Source organism: Microcystis sp. M31BS1, from assembly GCF_020245285.1.
In the GTDB taxonomy this organism is placed as follows: Bacteria; Cyanobacteriota; Cyanobacteriia; order Cyanobacteriales; family Microcystaceae; genus Microcystis; species Microcystis panniformis.
In genome coordinates, this window is record NZ_JADBVE010000117.1 from 1 (window position 1) to 19,000 (window position 19,000).

At 41.7% G+C, this 19,000-nt stretch carries 15 protein-coding genes and 2 pseudogenes; 8 read left to right on the plus strand and 9 right to left on the minus strand.

The features are described 5' to 3' along the window. The 3 genes and pseudogenes from IM509_RS06730 to IM509_RS06740 all read left to right on the plus strand — a co-directional run. A partial coding sequence (locus tag IM509_RS06730) for a bluetail domain-containing putative surface protein (protein WP_420372442.1) occupies window positions 1–163 on the plus strand: 163 nt, incomplete at its 5' end. 179 nt (window positions 164–342) lie between these two features. After that, a complete protein-coding gene (locus IM509_RS06735) occupies window positions 343–1,308 on the plus strand; it encodes an o-succinylbenzoate synthase (protein WP_185236900.1) in 966 nt (321 codons plus the stop codon). Continuing rightward, window positions 1,284–2,626 (plus strand): annotated as a pseudogene (locus IM509_RS06740) (2-succinylbenzoate--CoA ligase). Before IM509_RS06735 ends, IM509_RS06740 begins: the two are co-directional and overlap by 25 nt. Window positions 2,627–2,650: 24 nt before the next feature. Here the strand turns inward: IM509_RS06740 and IM509_RS06745 are convergent. The 6 genes from IM509_RS06745 to IM509_RS06770 form a co-directional block, all read right to left on the minus strand. Next, window positions 2,651–4,081: an efflux RND transporter periplasmic adaptor subunit gene (locus tag IM509_RS06745; protein WP_185236898.1), complete on the minus strand. Its 1,431-nt coding sequence runs from the start codon at window positions 4,079–4,081 to the stop codon at window positions 2,651–2,653. 9 nt (window positions 4,082–4,090) lie between these two features. Further along, the gene (locus IM509_RS06750; protein ID WP_185236897.1) at window positions 4,091–5,299 is read right to left on the minus strand and encodes an ABC transporter permease; all 1,209 of its coding nucleotides are present in this window, start codon (window positions 5,297–5,299) and stop codon (window positions 4,091–4,093) included. After that, window positions 5,299–6,507, minus strand: a complete 1,209-nt coding sequence (locus IM509_RS06755) for a M50 family metallopeptidase (protein ID WP_185236896.1) — start codon at window positions 6,505–6,507, stop codon at window positions 5,299–5,301. Before IM509_RS06755 ends, IM509_RS06750 begins: the two co-directional genes overlap by 1 nt. Window positions 6,508–6,534: 27 nt before the next feature. After that, window positions 6,535–8,604, minus strand: coding sequence for a prenyltransferase/squalene oxidase repeat-containing protein (locus IM509_RS06760; protein ID WP_185236895.1), 2,070 nt, complete (start codon window positions 8,602–8,604; stop codon window positions 6,535–6,537). A 175-nt stretch (window positions 8,605–8,779) separates the two neighbouring features. Then, window positions 8,780–8,959 (minus strand): hypothetical protein, encoded by a 180-nt coding sequence (locus tag IM509_RS06765; RefSeq protein ID WP_185236894.1) that lies wholly within the window; start codon window positions 8,957–8,959, stop codon window positions 8,780–8,782. 95 nt (window positions 8,960–9,054) lie between these two features. Continuing rightward, the gene (locus IM509_RS06770; RefSeq protein ID WP_185236893.1) at window positions 9,055–10,557 is read right to left on the minus strand and encodes a radical SAM/SPASM domain-containing protein; all 1,503 of its coding nucleotides are present in this window, start codon (window positions 10,555–10,557) and stop codon (window positions 9,055–9,057) included. Window positions 10,558–11,355: 798 nt separating this feature from the next. Here IM509_RS06770 and IM509_RS06775 point away from each other — a divergent pair. Further along, a complete protein-coding gene (locus IM509_RS06775) occupies window positions 11,356–12,828 on the plus strand; it encodes an NADH-quinone oxidoreductase subunit M (RefSeq protein ID WP_072924681.1) in 1,473 nt (490 codons plus the stop codon). A gap of 62 nt (window positions 12,829–12,890) precedes the next feature. Here IM509_RS06775 and IM509_RS06780 read toward each other — a convergent pair whose 3' ends face one another. Then, on the minus strand, window positions 12,891–14,054 hold the full coding sequence (locus tag IM509_RS06780; RefSeq protein ID WP_072924684.1) for a cysteine desulfurase family protein: 1,164 nt from the start codon (window positions 14,052–14,054) through the stop codon (window positions 12,891–12,893). A 245-nt stretch (window positions 14,055–14,299) separates the two neighbouring features. On the opposite strand from IM509_RS06780, the gene IM509_RS06785 reads away from it, so the two are divergent. From IM509_RS06785 to IM509_RS06800, 4 genes are all read left to right on the plus strand, one after another. Next, complete coding sequence (locus IM509_RS06785) at window positions 14,300–15,118, plus strand: hypothetical protein (RefSeq protein WP_072924686.1); 819 nt, start codon at window positions 14,300–14,302, stop codon at window positions 15,116–15,118. 141 nt (window positions 15,119–15,259) lie between these two features. Further along, window positions 15,260–15,661 (plus strand): phage integrase SAM-like domain-containing protein, encoded by a 402-nt coding sequence (locus IM509_RS06790; RefSeq protein ID WP_052275881.1) that lies wholly within the window; start codon window positions 15,260–15,262, stop codon window positions 15,659–15,661. A 120-nt stretch (window positions 15,662–15,781) separates the two neighbouring features. After that, window positions 15,782–16,333, plus strand: coding sequence for a DUF4334 domain-containing protein (locus IM509_RS06795; RefSeq protein ID WP_072924689.1), 552 nt, complete (start codon window positions 15,782–15,784; stop codon window positions 16,331–16,333). A gap of 89 nt (window positions 16,334–16,422) precedes the next feature. Further along, window positions 16,423–17,358 (plus strand): RpnC/YadD family protein, encoded by a 936-nt coding sequence (locus IM509_RS06800; RefSeq protein ID WP_052275883.1) that lies wholly within the window; start codon window positions 16,423–16,425, stop codon window positions 17,356–17,358. A gap of 170 nt (window positions 17,359–17,528) precedes the next feature. Here IM509_RS06800 and IM509_RS06805 read toward each other — a convergent pair whose 3' ends face one another. After that, entirely contained in the window at window positions 17,529–18,107 is a 579-nt protein-coding gene (locus tag IM509_RS06805) for a Coq4 family protein (protein ID WP_349283557.1), read from the minus strand. A gap of 295 nt (window positions 18,108–18,402) precedes the next feature. After that, a pseudogene (locus IM509_RS06810) lies at window positions 18,403–19,000 on the minus strand (GTP-binding protein); the annotation flags it as partial.

Here is a 19,000-nt window from a genome sequence, read left to right on the forward strand (position 1 = left end):
CTTAGTGCAGGTAACAACCGGTGCAATAGCTGGAACTTATCTCGTTATTAATGATAGCACGGCTGGCTTCCAATCCAGCAATGATTTATTAATAAATATCACCGGATTTACTGGTACTTTACCAGCTTTAGGGAACATTCCGGTGGGTAATTTCTTTATCTAAGTGTCTAAGCTCTCCTTCTAAGTCACCTAGAAAAAGGGTTTCTCGGAGAAACCCTTTTTCTGGACTTTAAGACAAAAAAACGTTTCGCTGACAAACTCTATAAAGAACGTAGGTTGGTTTGAAGCATGAAACCCAACGCCTGCTCATGTTAAGCTTTTCACTACTACTTATAGTTAATCATGTATTTCTGGCAATTTCGTGTTTATCAGCGTCCTTTGCTGCGTCCCCTACAAACCCATCACGGACTATGGGAAATTAGGGAAGGAATTATTATTCGCTTAGAAGCGGAAGATGGACGTATTGGATGGGGAGAAATTGCTCCTTTACCTGAATTTGGTTCAGAAACATTATCGGCAGCAATATTATTCTGTAAAAGTCTCGAAAATCCCCTATCAATAACTTCAATTTTTTCTATTCCTGAACAATTTCCCGCTTGTCAATTTGCCTTTGAATCAGCTTTAGAAAATTTGAGTATAGAGAATCAATCAAGAGAATTAGAACCGAAAAATTATAGTTATTTATTACCCACTGGTGCGGCAGTATTTCCCTGTCTGGATGATATTCTAGCCACCAATCAAACTAATACTTATAAATGGAAAATTGCGGTCAATTCTCTCCCACAAGAGTTAAACTTATTTGAAAAATTAATTGACCGATTACCCCAGGAAATTAAATTGCGTTTAGATGCCAATGGAGGATTAAGTATTGCTGAGAGTAAAATCTGGTTAAAAATTGCCGATGAATCTAAAATAATTGAATTTATCGAACAACCTTTACCCCCATCTCAATTAGAGGAAATGTTGCAATTAAGTCAAAATTTTACCACGGGGATTGCCTTAGATGAATCCGTAGCCAATCTTCGACAAATAGAGGAATGTTATCAACGGGGATGGCGAGGAATTTTTGTGATTAAACCTGCTATTACTGGTTCAATCCAAGGGTTAATAAATCTCTGGAAAAAATATCCCTTAGATTTAGTATTTTCCTCGGTTTTAGAAACTAATATCGGCAGAAAATCCGCTTTACGTCTAGCACAAGAATACCCCAGAAAGGAGCGAGCTTTAGGTTTTGGTGTGCAACAATGGTTTAATAATAGTGACCCCGATTGGTTAGAAAAACTGTGGACGACATCAGCAAACAATTAGCATATCTCAGTCAAAAAGATTGGTTATATGGATACAATAGCCAGAAATTTTATCAATTATATCAGTCCTATTCTCAGAAATTTATCGCCGCAGATAATCCTCGATTAACTATACTGCTTGCTGAAGGCAATCCCCTTAAATTCTTAGCTATATTCTTGGCTGCCGTCAGGTCAAAAAGTTGCCTATTTTTAGCTAATCCCGACTGGAAAACTAACGAATGGCAACAGGTTTTCTCTCTGATTCAACCCGATTATATTTTTGGTGAAAATATCAAGGTTTATCACCATAATTCTCCTCCTGTAAATCCTTTGACTAATTCTCTGATGATACCCACAGGGGGAACCTCGGGAAAAATTCGCTTTGCTATCCATAACTGGTTAACTTTAACTGCTTCTGTTAAAGGTTTCTCTGAATATTTTCAAGTCAAGCAGGTTAACTCTTTTTGCCTACTGCCTTTATATCATGTTAGTGGTTTAATGCAGTTTCTGAGAAGTTTTTTAACAGGGGGAGATTTTGCTGTTATTCCTTACCATAAAATCAAACAAAAGCGCATAAATAATCTCAATCTTCAAGATTATTTTATCTCTTTAGTACCCACTCAATTACAATTTTTTCTAGAAAATGATCCTCGCTGGTTAGCCAATTTTAAAACAGTTTTACTAGGAGGTTCCCCCGCATGGCCATCTTTACCAGAAAAAGCTAGAGAATATAATATTTCTCTGTCTCCCACCTATGGAATGACGGAAACTGCCTCACAAATTGTCACCCTTAAACCGGAAGATTTTCGACAAGGAAATAATAGTAATGGACAGCTATTACCCCATGCTCAGATAAAAATTAATCCCGATAACCAGAAAATTATTATTGAAGCGAAATCTTTATTTTTAGGCTATTATCCCCATCTTAATCAAGCAAGCTACTTCGAGACTGATGACTTAGGTTACTTGGATGAAAGTAGTTATTTATATATCATTGGTCGCGATAGTCAAAAAATAATTACCGGAGGAGAAAATGTTTATCCTTTTGAGGTAGAAACTGCCATTAGACAAACTAATTTAGTTAAAGATGTGGTGGTTTTAGGATTGCCAGATTCTCGATGGGGACAGGTAATTGTCGCTTTTTATGTCCCCGTTAATTCTCAGATATGCCAGACAATTATTCAATCCCAGATTAAAGATAAATTAGTCAATTATAAACTGCCGAAACATTGGATAAAATTACCAGAGATACCAAAAAGTCCTCAAGGGAAGATTAATCAAACCACTTTAATTAAATTAGCCGAAACTTTTTTGACACCGAGTCAAACCCCAGACGATAATTATAGCTGATCCAAACAGATACTTTAAGGAGAATCTTCAGGATAGTCGATAAATACCCGCTCTCCAACTTTAACCCCATTAAGAACCTGAGTTTTATCGCCGATAACTGGGCCAATAGTCACCGGACGGAATTTAGGTTTATTCTCCTGGTTAGGAACTAATACCCCAGTCTTGCCATTTTGAGTTAAAACAGCGACATTTGGTACGACTAAAGCCTGAGGAATTGAGGACCCTAAAAGAGTCAGTCTCACATTCATTCCCGACAGGAGTTTTTCCTGTCCCGTTTCAATGGCTATCTGTACCTGAAAAGAGGTGACATTGTTAGTCCTGACTGCTTCTGGGGCAATCAAGCGGACTCTACCTTGAAAGACTTTTTGCGGATAGGCATCAGTACGAATTTGTACCATTTGTCCGACTTTTATTTTACTAATATCTACTTCTGAAAGTTCGGCGAGAATCTCCAATCCCGTGGCTAAAGCAACAATGGAAGTAGAAGTAGCAGAAGCACTACTAGAAGCGGAAGTAGTTGGGGTGACAAAAGCACCGATGCTGGCGTAGCGTTGAGTAATCAAGCCGGAAAAGGGAGCCACAACCACGCTATCTTGCATTTGGGATTGAACCCGCAAAACTTGAGCTTTGGCTACGGCGACTTCCGCCCTCGCTTGGGCAATTTCTTGGGGGCGGCTGCCATTTTCCAATTTTGTTAGTGCGGATTTAGCTTCAGCAACTTCGGCACGCGCCTGGGCAATTTCTTGGGGGCGGCTGCCATTTTTCAGTTTAGCTAATTGGTTGATCGCTTCTTGGCTGTTAGCGGCAGCACTCTCAGCATCGGCAGTAGCTTCATCTAGTTGATCTTGCGCGATCGCTCCATCAGCTAAAAGCTGTCGGTTCCTCTCCAGTCTAGCGATGGCGAGTCTTTCTTTGGCTTGGGCTGCTTCTAGTTGAGCTTGAGCTTGGGCAATGTCTTCAAGGCGGCTGCCCGCCAGTAATTGAGCGAGACGGGCTTCGGTTTGGCTCAAACGGGCAAGACCTTGGGCGATGTCTTCAGGGCGGCTGCCCGCCAGCAATTCAGCGAGACGGGCTTCCTGACGACTGAGGTTAGCCTGCGCTTCTATTAGTTGGGTGCGAATTTCTGTATCTTCCATGCGGGCGATAACTTGCCCTTCCTTGACCCGATCTCCTTTTTCCACAAGAAGTTCTGTCAAACGCCCGGAAGTTTTGGGACTGATATTGACGCTTTCAATCGGTCTGACTCTGCCGCTGGCTTGAATTTCTAAGGTAAGGTTCTCTTGTTTGACGGCAACCGTGAGGTGATTGATGTCTGTGGGAGCAGCGGGATGGCGCGATGTTAGGTAAACTGTAGCAGTGCTGCCGATGATGCCGACGGTGAGGATTCCCATCGTCCAGGTACGGGGGAGCTTGAGGGTAATTTTGGGGATCACTGGAACTTGCATAGTTAGGTTTTATATACTCCGCAAGGCGACAATTGGGTCTAGTCGGGCTGCCTGTCGGGCAGGGGCGACTCCGAAAAATAGTCCGATACTTCCCGACACACCTAAAGTTAAAGCAATCACTAGAGGAGAAATGCTGGCTTTGAGGGGAGTAAAACTAGCAACGAGGATATTGCCGCCGACTCCCACAAAAGCGCCGATTGACCCCCCAAGTACCGAAAGGATAACTGCTTCAATAAGAAACTGCATGAGAATCTGGCGGCCAGATGCTCCTACTGCTTTTCGTAGTCCAATTTCTGAAGTGCGCTCACTTACAGAAATCAGCATAATATTCATGATACCAATGCCGCCGACGAAAAGAGAGATACTGGCGATCGCTACTAAGAATAAAGTCAGGGCGCTGGCAATCCGGTCGGCAGTTGCTGACAAATCTTTTTGAGTTTGTATGCTAAAGTCATAAGCCTGATGGCGCTGTCGCAGTAGATTTCTTACTTGAAATAGGGCGGCTTCTACTCTGGTTTTATCTTGTGCTGAAAAGGAAATAAAGGATAGTTCTATACCAGCAGAAGAGGTTCTTCCAGTCAGGCGATTAGCCATTGTGGTAACTGGTATCATGGCAACATCATCTAAATTGGTTCCTAAGACTGAACCTTTCGGTTTCATCACTCCAATAACGCGAAAATCAATATTTCTAATCCGCACATATTGATTTAGAGGATTTTCTTGGTTAAATAATTTTGTTGCCAATTCTGGTCCTAAAGTCACGACTAAATTATTGCTTTCAATATCTGATTCATTCAAAAATCGCCCCTTAGCTACATCAAAATTTCGCACCGAGAGATATTCTGGTGTGGTGCCAATAGCACGAGTCTCAAAGGTTTTACTGCCGTAATTTGCCACTTCGGTCGATTGAATTTCAGGAGCAACTTCTGACACCGCCGGCACTTGAGTGGCAATCGCTCTAGCATCTTCTAATACTAAACTTCTCGGTTTTTGATAAGTAGTCCCCCAACCATCGCTGACATCAGGGACGACAAATAAAACATTAGTTCCCAAGGATTGAAACTGCTGGGCTGCTAAATTTTGTGTTCCCTGACCAATTCCAAATAAGGTGATGACGGAAGCATTACCCACAATAATCCCTAGCATAGTCAGGCTACTACGCAGTTTATTTTTGAGGAGATTTTGACTGGCAATTTGCCAATAATCAAAAATTTTCATTAGTTCCCTCCTGATTCAGTTTGACGGCGGAATTTTAGATTAATTAGGGCTTGAATTAAACGCCATACCATCAAGCCAAAAATAGCAAGCAGAAAAGTTGAAGTAGCAAAAGCTTTTAATTCTTCTAAACCCAAAATAGGAGGCCAATGCCAAAGCTTAGAAGTAATTGAAACTACTGCTTGGGGATACTTGACTGATTCTTGCCAGAAGAGAGGAAAAATGAACCAAAGAAAATATCCCCAAATAGCAAAACTCAGGAAAGTATATAAGGTTAAAATTATCAAAATTATGGGAGGCCAAGGTAAAGGTTTTACTGGACGTTTCCTGAATTTATTCAAGAAATAATGAGAAATGCGTAAGGGTTGCGCCGCTAAATTTGTCACCCCCAAAGCATCAGCAAGGAACCAATAGCCATCAAACTTAAAGACTGGATTGAGGGTAAATAGACAACTGCCCACAATCATCAAGAGAGCGAGTTTAAAGGCCAGCAAATCAGTAAATTTATAGATTATAACATAAACAGCAGCAACTACCAATTGGAAAAATACGCCGCCGATATCGACAATTACCCTTTGCCAACGCTTGAGTCGCCAAGCGGAACTAACATCACTATAAAAAGCTGGCCAAATTAGATAGAAAGTAAACCCAATATCACTGGGTTCACTACCATAACGGCTACAGGCACTCGCATGACCTAATTCATGAATTATCAAGGAAAATAGAAATAGTAAATAGCCCCAGAACAAGCCATCTGGGGTAACTTCTAGATTAAAATCATTATGGGGAGCAATAGCAACGGCTAGTGCCATGAAACCTAGAAAAAAATAGACACTAATTTTAGAAAAGGCAAAAGAAAGAGAAGCTGCGATGGGACGAACCCAACTTTTCGGCAGTAGGGGAAATCGGAAGAAAAATTCTGACTGCTTTGACTTAGGATTGCGCTCAATTTCATTAATTTGTCCTAATACTTTATGATAAGCTGCTTCAACTTGAGCAGGTGATACCTGCTGTCCTTTTTTATTCAGATCTTCAGCCACTGACTCGAAGGAAACTCCCAAGCTGCGCTGTTCCAAAAGGTAATAGGAAGTAGATGACAGTCTAATATAGGTGGGATTTGTTCCCACTGCTAATAGATAAACTGGACGACCTTCAGATGTATCAACTATCAGTCGTTCTTGAATTCCCTGGATTTCTGGCAATCTGTCCATAGTTGGTGCAATTTTTCTCTGATTTCCCTATAAAATAGTCTGTCTGCTCAGTTGATGCCAAGCATTAGCTGCTTTCATCACGAAGGTGCTAGTTATGGTACGGCTGCCATAGGAAAGAATTTGATAGACTTGACCGGAAGCACGCCCCACTTCCATGCGAATAAATTGACAATTTTCCCAAGCTTTATCTGGTTGCTGACAACTTTGCAGAAATGACAAAGCTGGAGTAGCTAAATTATTATTCTCCTCACCTCCCCCCAGCTTGGCAACAGCCGCCAATCCCAACAAAGATAGGGCTGTACTAAGGGAATCACTGTCCTCTGTCAGTCCCCAACCTCCATCAGAATGTTGGTGAGTTTTCAAAAAGTTCGAGGCGCGGGAAATCGCCGGTGAATCCGGTTTAGTAGCGGCTAACAGTCTCAAGCAGACGTAAGTGCCATAATAGGGACCGTGATACCAACTGCTTAACCAACTACCGTCAGCCTGTTGTTGAGATTCTAAATAGCTGATTCCCTGTTTAATTTGATCAGAAAAACGTTGTGAATCGTACAACCAAAGAGCATAGACTAAATTGGCAATTACATCGGTATCAGGTCCAGTTCCCCAAGCCTCTTTTGCCCACTTAGCTTGGTTTTCTTGTTCCGGTGTCCGCTGATTTTGGGGGATAATCCAGGTTTCAAAACTACCATCAGGATAGGCACAATCTTCTAAAAGAAATTTCAAAGGAGTTTCGCAGAATTTTACAATTTCTGCGCCATGACCCAAACGAAATAAAACCTGCATTATCTGTGCTAAATCATCGGCATCGGGTGACAATTCTGGCAAGTCAGGAAAATAACTCCAGCCGCCAATTCCTGTTGTTCGCTGACAGTTCAGGAGATAGTTTACTTCTTCTTTTAGTAACGGCTGGAGTAACCCACCTAACTGTTCATCGACATCACATAAAGCATCGGCAATTAATGCTCTTTGAAACACATCTCCATACTGGTATTCTTGAGAAGAACTAAATCCTTGCTCTTGGGCAAATACCATGATGTGTCTAGCTTCCCCAAAGCCTAACTGCCACTGTTTGATAATAAAATTCAAGCCATCCCATGACAGTTGTTGCCATTCACTTGCAGCCAGAGGCGGGGTTAAAGTAAATTTAGGCTGTTTTTTAGCACGTTCTAGGTTTTTCTGGACGATGCCAGCTATATCTTCAATTAATGTCTGACATTTGTGACGTAGTTTTGAGGTCACATTCCACCAGAGTAGTTCTGGCAATTCTTCTTTTAATATTTCTGCCTGATCGAGATGTTTTAAGGCAAGTTCTAAGACATAATTAGCGTGTCCTTGATAATAAATTTTATGATTTAATTTTTTTCGTAATTCTTCTAATTCTTCCTGGCTGTATTGGTGCGGTGATTTATCTATGAGGCGAGACAGCAATAAAGATGGTATCCCAGTTTCTATATCTTCTTTCCAGTCTAGAAGATCGTCAAGCATTTGGTTCGCCACATAAAAATTACTAATTGATTCCTCTAGTTGATTTAAATATTTGTCCTCCTGAGCTAATTCTACCAAGCCGGCAATCGCAGTTTTGGCAACTCCAGTTCTATCCCTAATACTTTGAATGGCAACTGATTCTGTATATTCACTCCAAGGACGTTTTCCTGAAATAAAATCATTTTCCTCAAGACAAGCTTGAGTGTATTGAGATAAATAACCTCGAAACCTTTGCCAGAAAGTTGTATTAGGGGGAAATATTTGATGGAGCAGATGATAGGATTCAAATTGTTTTGCCTGAATCTCTAGTAAACTAGAGACGTTCAATTCAATATATTGCCGATCTATTAATTTGTCAGACAAGACGAGCGAATTGGCAAAAAGCTGCCCCGCCAAAGCTAATATTCTCATTTCGCCAAGCAGCAAAGAGTCCGAAGAAAAGGCTTCTCTGAAAAGATAGATGAAATAATCGCAAATTGTTTGCAAATTGAGATTGTCTTCTAAGTCTTTAAATATAAGTTGATTTGTCCACAGAACCCGTAAATGAGATCGATGTTTTGCTATCTGTTCATTTTCTGGATTAATTATTGAAAGCCAATCTTGTTTAATCATAGATGAAACTCCTTTTATGACATGATTTGAGATAAAGAATAGCCTATTAATCGCAATGACTTTATCTGCCAAAAGTGCCTTTTTTGTGCTGTTCAAAGCTTAATAATAGACTATTGCAAAAAACAAAAAATCAATCAATTATCGGGAATCAATTTCGTTGATATCGCCTATTTGACTATTGGACGGGCTTGTCAATAATAGTAAGTTTGCATTCTTTTAATCCATCACACTCACAACTCCAGGCGGCTGCAGTTCCCACCGCTAACTCAAGACGCTTTTCCAGTTCTTCAACATCAATTTCATCAAGATTCAAGTTCTCGATTTCAGGTTGAATCTTTTTAGTTTCGTCATCCATGATGGTATTCTCCTTTTAGTTGGATTAAGTTGACTTGAACAATTGGGTTGAGAAAGATAACTCTCCCCAGGCACAGCTTGACAGATAAAGACCGTTTATACAGGACACAAAAGCTCCTGTCTTTCTTCTACTTCCGTACCAGCTACATAATCTAAATATGCTTCAGCTACACTGGCTCGAAAGCGATGGGCAAAACCATCACAATAATTGGTATAGAATTTGCCCTTATTACTCATGGCGACAGCAGCACACCCACCTCCGCAGGAAAAAGAATAGCGACACTTGCGACAAACTGGGTTAGAAACAATCGTGCGATTTCGCCAGGTTTGGTTTAATTCTTCATTTAAGATAACTTGACTGTCTTCTGTTATGTGACCAATGCGAATTTTCGGATCTCCTGTTTTCTCCCAACAAGCATAAATATCCCCAAAAGGATCGAAAACGTACATTTTGTTATGGGCAGCACAGAAACTTGCTTTGAAAGAATTTATCGGCTCTCTATTCTCTGCAAAAATCTCTCTGACCCTCGCCATCAATCCATCATCCGGTCGGTCAATTACCCTCATATTGGGATGTTCTTGGCGCAGGGAGTTTAGTTGCAAATCTAATTCCCAAGAATTTAATGTAGTTTTGACCTCAGTTTTGCTATTAGACGCAGTAACTACGGCAGTATAAGCCTGAAATCCTTTGTATTTATTCCAGCCTCTAGCAACAATTTCATCAGCCAAATCGGGCAGTTTATTAACATTGTTCCTGTCAATATTCATTCGCACCGCCACCCGGACTCCCAAATCTAATGCCCGGGTAATATTCTGGGCAATTTTCTCGTAAGAACCTTTACCGTCCGCATAAATTCGGCGCTTATCATGTTCCTGGGGAATGCCATCTAAAGTGATTTGTAGCCAAGAAATTTTGTCTGGAGCCAGTAAATCTTGATAAGCTTCTAACTCTGTTCCATTGGTAATCGCTGAGAAATTTGCCTTGCCTGAAGCGAAGGCGCGTTCAAGGATATATTCAATTGTTGAGCGGTTTTCTGCTAATAAAGGCTCGCCACCAAAAAGAGTAATATTGCGAGGTAAATCAGCATCTTCTGCTACGCCGTGAGCCGCTTCAATGGCAGGCATAGCGGCAAAAATTCTATCCACTACCTCCGGGGACATTCTTGTTAATAAATGCTTGTAGGCCGGATCTGTCCTCATGTGATCTTGAAAACAATAAGGACAGCGCAGATTACAACTATAGGTAGGCATGAAAACATAAGTTGGCATCAAACGCTTCTGGAAATGATGCAGCTTGGTTGCCAACTTCACAAAGAATGCCTCCTCTTCCTCTGGTGTCATTTTCGTCAAGTATCCCCGCTTTTTCAGTAACTCAATTGTTGCTTCAGCGGGAGGTGTGATTTCCCCATTAATAGCCGGTTCAGGAGTCCAATCTCCGTATAAAGGTTTAGGTGGTGCTTTCACTTCCAGGGAACGCAAATAGGTGGCAACCCTTCGAGAAACTTTGTTATAAGCTCCCGTGTAACCATGGACTAGCAGCATTTCGTCGGTACTGCTAGGTAAGTCAACATAGATCGTGTAACTGCTTGTTCTTAGCATGGTAAGTCAAGGTATGGTATGTTGATAGGTTATTAATGTAAGCGAGGAGGCAACGGAAAAATGGGGGCTTCAACCACGTTATTGGGCTGAGTTAGCCTCAGATCATTTTTGAAAAGTAATGACAACCTAGTTGATTATTCCAAAGCGCAATTTCCTTCTGAGAGCGGAATTTTCAGATGTTAGTTACGACTGTTAAAAATTAGTATCAGTTGCCTAGTTTTTCTGTTTCTGAGAAGGGTAAGAGGCGATTGGCTTTGCACCCCTCTTTAACCTTGACCATCAATTTAGCATATTTTCTCGGCATTAACTGAAACGTAATATAATTAACTGAAACGTAATATAATTAACCAAAACTTAATATAATTAACCAAAACTTAATAAATATTAATAACACACCTAATGATTAGAACTTTGGCTTTTCTCGAATTTGTGTGATAATCAGGGCTTATCATTCCTAGTAGTTTTACTAGGCAAGGTTTTGAAGACTATATTTCTGGAAAATTATCCCTATTCTTCTCCCCTCGACACAGAAACGGGAAAAACCAGATATAGTTATTTCAAAAATGAATGTTAAGTAGGTGGGTGGAATTAAATATAAGATGAACGTAGGTTGGGCTTCGGCCGTGAGCTTTTGCCGAACGGTTGAAGCATGAAACCCAACGCCCCGATGGGTTACGCTACCGCTAACCCATCCTACAAATGATTGTGCCTCCCTACTTAAAAGTTGATAGCTATCTTGCTAAAGATTGACCGCTCAGGCAATAATGGGAAGGTTTATCATCCCCATTAAAGTAAAGAATGCTCAACGCTTTTATTTGGCTACCGATTATAGGGGCGATACTGATTGCCTACACGCCTCTAGAGGCGAAAAAAGTGCGAGGATTAGCTCTAACTCTTGCTGTCGTTCTCTTACTGCTTAATATTCTCCTTGGCTGGCAATTTGACCCTAGTAACCCGCAAATGCAGTTCACGGTTAACCTGCCTTGGATTAATTTCCTCGGTTTCAACTATGCCCTCGGTGTCGATGGCTTATCATTTTCATTACTTTTTCTTAACAGCATCTTGACAATAATTGCTCTTTATGCTAGTGGCACAGAGGTTAACCGACCGAAATTTTACTATTCTCTGCTCTTGTTACTCAATGCCGGAGTAGCGGGGGCCTTTCTAGCGCAGGATTTACTGCTATTTTTCCTATTTTACGAATTAGAAATCGTCCCCCTTTACTTTCTCATTGCCATTTGGGGGGGTCAAAGACGCGGCTACGCGGGCATGAAATTTTTATTATACACGGCAATTTCAGGCTTTTTAGTGCTAATTTCCTTCCTCGGCTTAGTTTGGCTAACCGGTGCTAATAATTTCGCCTATAATCCCCTTTTATCGAACAATTTAGACGTTAAAACCCAATTACTGCTCCTCATACCCCTTCTGATTGGATTAGCAATCAAAATCCCGATTTTTCCCTTTCATACTTGGCTACCGGATGCCCACGTGGAAGCATCTACCCCCGTTTCTGTGCTTTTAGCGGGAATATTACTCAAATTAGGAACCTATGGACTGCTGCGCTTTGGAGTCGGTTTATTCCTCGATGCTTGGGTGACTATCGCCCCTTGGTTAGCAACGATAGCAGCTATCAGCGCCCTCTACGGGGCCAGTTGCGCTATTGCCCAAAAGGATATGAAAAAAGTAGTCGCCTATTCTTCCATTTCCCACATGGCCTATATTTTACTAGCGGCGGCGGCCACCACCAGATTAAGCATCACTGCGGCGATTTTGCAGATGATTAGTCACGGTTTAATTTCCGCTTTGTTATTTTTGTTGGTGGGAGTAGTGTATAAAAAAACCGGCAGTCGGGATGTGGATTATCTACGCGGTTTATTAAATCCAGAAAGAGGTTTACCAATCACGGGAATGTTAATGATTTTAGCGGCTATGGCCAGCGCCGGCATCCCCGGAATGGTGGGATTTATCGCCGAATTTTTAGTTTTTCGTGGCAGTTTCCCGATTTTTCCGATACAAACGCTCTTATGTTTGGTCGCTAGTGGTTTAACCGCAGTGTATTTTCTGCTGATGATTAATCGGGTTTTCTTTGGTCGTTTAACCCCCGAATTATCGCGCATTCCTCGCAGTACCTGGCCCGAAAGATTTCCCGAAATTGCTTTGGCTTTATTTATTATTGTTTTGGGATTACAACCGAGTTGGATGATTCACTGGAGTGAAAATCAAGCATCAATGTTATTAACCGGGACGGCAATTAGTCAAAGGCAATCATAGAAAGCTTTTTCGGAATTTTTCCAACCTAGACCGAAAGCAACTTGTGGATAGGTGCCGAAACGTCAAAAATTTTTGGCCTTGCGGAGGGAATTAACTGTTAAAACCACCTGTTCCCCCACCAGTTCAATTTCTTCTAAAGTATTAAAACGACTCAACCCGAAGCGCAGGGAAGCATAAGCAAGAGATTCGGGGCGACCCAAGGCAGTTAAAACGTGGGAAGGGGCGGTATGGCTAGAAGAACAGGCAGAACCGGAGGAAAGCGCCACTATTGGCTGTAATCCTAACAATAATGCCGCACCGTCCACCCCTTCAATACTAATATTCAAATTTCCGGCTAATCTTTGGCTAGGATGACCATTGAGATAAATTCTGTCTAATTGACTGATAATCTCCCATAAACGGGCTTTTAACTGATTTAAGTAGCTGGTATCTTCTTCAATCGCTTTGATGCCCAATTCTACTGCCTTGGCAAAACCGACAATTTGCGGTGTAAATATTGTACCCGATCGCAGTCCTTTTTCCTGACCTCCCCCTTGAATTTGAGCGGCGAGACGGACTCTGGGGTTTCGGCGCCGGACGTACAGCGCACCGATTCCCTTTGGTCCGTGGACTTTGTGGGCCGTTAAGGACATTAGATCTATATTCATTTCCTCCACATCTAGGGGAATTTTGCCGATTGCTTGGGCCGCGTCCGTATGAAAAAGCACCTGATACTGGCGACAAATCGCCCCAATTGCCGCTAAAGGTTGAATCACCCCAATCTCGTTATTAGCGGCCATAATTGACAGCAAAATCGTGTCAGGACGCAAAGATTTTTCTAGTAATTCCAAGTCAATTAGGCCATCAGCACCGACGGGTAAAATTGTCACCTCAAAACCCAATTTTTCCAGATAATGACAGGGATCTAAAACGGCCCGATGTTCTGTCATCACCGTAACTATATGCCTTCCCTTGGCGAAATAAGCTTCGGCAACCCCTTTGATAGCGAGGTTATTGGCCTCCGTTGCCCCACTGGTAAAAATAATTTCTTCGGGACTACTATTAATAGCAGCGGCGATTGTTTCTCTTGCCTGTTTAACCGCAGCCTCGGCTGTCCAACCATAGACATGATTAATACTACTGGCATTACCAAAGTGTTCGGTAAAATAGGGCAACATCGCCGCCAGAACTTGCGGCTCTAGGGGTGTCGTGGCGTGGCAATCTAGATAAATCGGCTTTTGAGACATATTTTTCCCCTGCGGGGGATTTGAGAAGGAGATATCCTCGGTTTTAAGAGAATCTCTGAAAGTGCATTGCTAGTCTATGTTAACAAAAAAGTATCGGATAGCAGTCAACAGCTGACGACTCAGGCCAGAACTTTAAGATTTAATAATGAGAGCGCAATCGCTCCCTGAGAGCAGTTACAATTCCCCTATTCCAATGTTGTTCAGCAACCCAACAGGATTAATAACACATATTTTCCCGCTCAATCATGGCTAAAAAATCGAAGGCATTTAGTGAACTGCTCAGGCTGCAGAAAATGTCCCAAGGATCCGAAAAACCCTTGAAAAGCTTTGAGAAGAAATTAAGAGAAAAGTCCTTGCCTTTCAAGGAAATTGTCGTCTCTCCTTCTGGGGAAGTCACAATGTCGGAAGTTCTGGAGGATTTTATCGAGCCTTACCGCAAATCCAATGAAACGAAGGGATCTATGCGAACACTGCTGACCATAGGGATAATCGCTTGGAATCTGGCGTTGTCCCCCGAATCAAAGCGGCAAGAGATGATAGACCGAGTTTTTAATAAAGACCTTCTTAAAGGAGATAAAAGGCTCAAGGCGGATATTCAAGAGCTAATCGACGAGCTAATCGCTAGGAAAAACCGTTATTTCTCGGAAAACAAGCGGATGATTGTGGATTTTGAGTTAAAAGAGCTAGGAAGCGAGTATCATCTCTCGGTTGCCTCCAGCTTGTCGCCCGAATTTTCCGAGTCAGAGTTTGCCTTCAAAGTCGGCGACTCGGTCATCGTCAAACAGGGTGTACTTGACCCAGATTTGGGGACTGACATCGGTGGTTGGCAAGGAAGAATTGTGATAATTGAGCGGCAGAGCAATCTCATCGGCATTGAATGGGATAGCATCACCCTGAAAAACATCCCCAGTTCGGTGATTGACCAGTGTGAACTGGAAAACCTAGACTGGGCCCAAATGTACCTCTCCTCAACGGATGTGGAATTAACCCAACCTCGAGATACAGAAGAAGATGTGGCCGCCATCATTGAGCAAATTCAGTCTAACATCGTTGAAGCTATTTAGCAGAAAAGAGAAAGGCGATTCAGGCGGTTGGCCGACGTTGACCATGAGGAGAAAATGGCGGCTTTAGACGCTTGGAAAAAAAACACTTGATTCATTACCCTATTGACCATCGAGCAGCGATTTAGAGGAGAGAAATTTGAGATGGATGATTCCCAGAAATATGAGGCTGACTGTCAAAAGATAAGAAAAGTCAATCATGAATTACTAAAGGATTTCGAGAGTTGGCTAGAATCATCAGGTTTGTCGGAAAAAACCATTAATAATCATATTTCAAATATAGATTTTTATATCAACGAATATTTACTCTATGAGGATGCAGTAGAAGCTAAAGACGGGGTAGATATGGTCGGTGACTTTTTGGGTTATTGGTTTATCAAAAAGGCCCTGTGGGCCAGTCAATCAAGTCTCAAGGCTAACGCAGGTAGTCTGAAAAAGTTCTACACTTTCTTACTGGAAAAAGGCCTAATAGATAAAAATGATTTGCGAGAACTTAAAGAAACCATCAAGGAAGAACTGAGTGAATGGCTGGAAACCCTAGAGTGATACGATGACCCATTGACTGAAGATATGTCGGATGTTTGGTAATCTTAACCAAGTGGCAATCCCCCACCCTCTGGCTGAGAAGCTATAATATCATTGTCAGGACACAATAAGAGCGAGACAATGGAAACACTAGAATTAGAAAGCTGCCAGTCGATTCTTAAAGCTGGTCAAACAACCACAGAAAGAGCTTTACAATTGTTTGACGCTCTCGACCCCGTGAGTTTAGACTTTATGCTCGGTCGTTGGCAAGGTTCTGGACTTCAGACAAATCACCCAATGGATGGTTTATTAGAAGCATCTAATTGGTATGGTAAAGAATTTGTCGATACTGAGAATGTCCACCCCCTGTTATTTTTAGATGGTCAGGGAAAAATTTTTAAGGTGGCACCTAATCCCACGGCCATGAACTGGATTTTGAAGCTGCCGATACTGAAAAATAATTCTCTGAAACCTTTGCTGATGCTGACCAACTCCTTGCTAAAAACAGAGACAAGTCAGGCTAGACTGCGAATGATGGAATATCGGGACAAAGTTAGCGCCACGATGATTTATGATTATTTGCCGATTAATGACTCTTTTCGGAAAGTAGATGATAATACCGTGCTGGGAATTATGGATTTTAAAAACTCTCCCCAGCCTTTCTTTTTTGTTCTCAAGCGATGTCAAAGATAACTTAATTCTTGAGGTTCGATTTAAACCCTTCATTATTGACGATATAATAAGATTATTGCCGTCCTTTTTCGGCTCGATTATCAATTGCAATGACTCGCCAAATTCACGACCAATTTGCTAAGGAGTATTTAGAGGAATTGTTAGCACCTCTAGGGACGATTAGAAAGAGCAAGAAAGTAAAAAGCGAGGTTCAAGAAATTGATGTCTGGTTTGAACCGGCCAGTTCACCATCAAGGAATAAACTCCCTTTAGGTTTACTCGGAAAAATGGCGGCGACTTCCTGCTTGTTTGAACCTTTCCGCAACTCTCCCTCAGAAATAGAGATTCGCAGTTGTATATCAAAGTTATATGCGGTTCATAATGACCTCTTAAGGAAGGCGAAACGGTCAAACAAAGCTCTAACTGCAGCAGAATTGCCAGTTTTATGGATTCTCACGCCCACCTTTTCAGCTAGAATGATTCAAGGATTCCGGGCTGACAGCGATGAGAGTAATTGGTTGAAAGGGGTTTACTTTTTAGCTGACTTCCTCAAAACAGCCATAGTCGCCATCCATCAATTACCGGTGAATGAAGACACTTTATGGTTGAGGGTTTTAGGAAAAGGAGGAACTCAGAAACGAGCCGTAGAAGAGTTAGTTGAACTTCCCCAACCTAACCCTTTTCGAGAAAATTTACTGGAAATCTTAGCCAACTGGCGCAAGAATTTAGAGTTGAGGGATAATTTAAGTGCAGAGGAACAGGAGGTCATTATGAACTTATCACCAGCTTATCTAAAGCAGCGAAAAGATTGGAAGGAAGAGGGAAAACAAGAAGGGAGACAAGAAGGGAGACAAGAAGGCACCTTAGAAGAACGTTACTCGATGATAGCCAGTCTTCTGGAAGGAAGGTTCGGAACTCTAGATTCGGAATTATCCGCTCTGGTGGAACGGATTGCCCAACTTCCCATCTCGGAACGCACCGAGTTAATTCTTTCTCTGGCGAATTTATCCCGCTCCTCACTATTAGAAAGATTGAGAGACAATTAAATTTTCAGTCCGCTTGAGCCTTAAATCCTGATGGTAGAGAGCCTCCGCAGGGCGACACGGATTCCCACTATAGTAAAAGGTTATCAAAAATTTTTGAGTTTGTCAAGTCTTTTGCGAAAAAAAAGCTGAAAAAATTTCAGCCCGATAATTATCTGTAATTGTCTCTTAGTTTAGTTTTTAGAGGAGACAATCGCCAATTCTTGCCGCCAAACTAGCAGGGATTTCTCCCAAGCTAGTTCCCATTTTTGCGCCAAAAAAGGTCGAGTATTTTTGCCAAAATTATAGGCGATGACAATCTCTTCCCAGAGAGAGGCTAAGGAAAGTGGAGAAGAAAATAAAGCTCCCAATAATCCCCCTAAAAGTAGGACAATAGCTAGAGGGCGACGAGTTTGACTTAATTCAAAAGCTTTCAGTTGCAATTCTCCCGTCACATCGACACCAAAACCCGTTACTATATGCCAGATATCGTGAGTTTGCCCTAAGCGAAGCAGCAGATAATCTGTATCGGAATTGACCTGAATAGACCGATAAAAATTAGGATCAAAATTGAGACTAATTAGGTGAGCAGCATAATGATAACCCAGGGAATCTTCTGGGAGTTTTAGCAGGGTTTCTAAACAGGGACTAGCGGCTAGATATCTTTGGGCAATTATTTGAGCGGTAGCTCGACCGCTTTTAACATATTGCCAAGATAATCGCTGTAACCAACTCTCTTTTAAGCCATCTTCAATATCATATACAGACAGAATGTTACCGGGATTTTGTCAAAGAGAAATTATTCCCTTGGCCACACTGATTAGATTAGTTGTGAATAGCATATAATACTAAATCCGTTGAGTATAGGCTACATATGAGGACAGGCACTCATGCAAGAGGCAAGAGGCAAAAGGGAGAATAAATAATCAGTTTTTAATAACCGGATTTAGTATAAGAGGTTGAGAAAGGGAAAAGGCCAAGAGTTTTCCCAGTTTGATAAAAAGAGAGATAATATTAAATATTTGTAAACTTTTTCGCCTAAGTTACTTTTCTGTGGTAAGCAAATTTTTACTGCTCCGATTCGGGGGTTTCTTGGGGGGTGTCATCGTTGTTGGTTTTTGGTTCTTGTCCTTTAAAAGTAGGGATAAATCGCCAAAAACCCTCTAAAAACTGATTGAAGGTCGTTTCATTGATTTTACCCGTCCAGAACAATAACACAATCACAATAAGAGCAAAGATAAAAATAATTGTCAAAACGCTGGTAATATGCTTTGAATCTGGCACAAAATGGGCAAACACCGCAACTATACAAGCAACCACAGCGAAAACCAGCAACAAAGCGAGACTAGGTTTCAGGAGATTGGGAGTTTCTGGCGTTTTGGGACTCATAGGGCGATTTTCTCGGCTTTTGCGGCTACGTTCCTCCCTTTCGTCGAGATGTCTTTCTCTTTCTGTCTTAGATTCCACCCCTTCTAAGATATCGCGGATATTATATTTGCCGCGCAAACCGGGGAGAGTTGCTTCGACGCTGCCTTGGCGATCGAGTTCTATCAGATGGAGATAATCGACGGGAACTTCTACCCCGGTGGGTTTTTCCCCTTGCAATTCTCGAATCACTAACTTTTCCTGTACGGCTAAATTAGGGATAGTAGCGTGAATTTTCTGA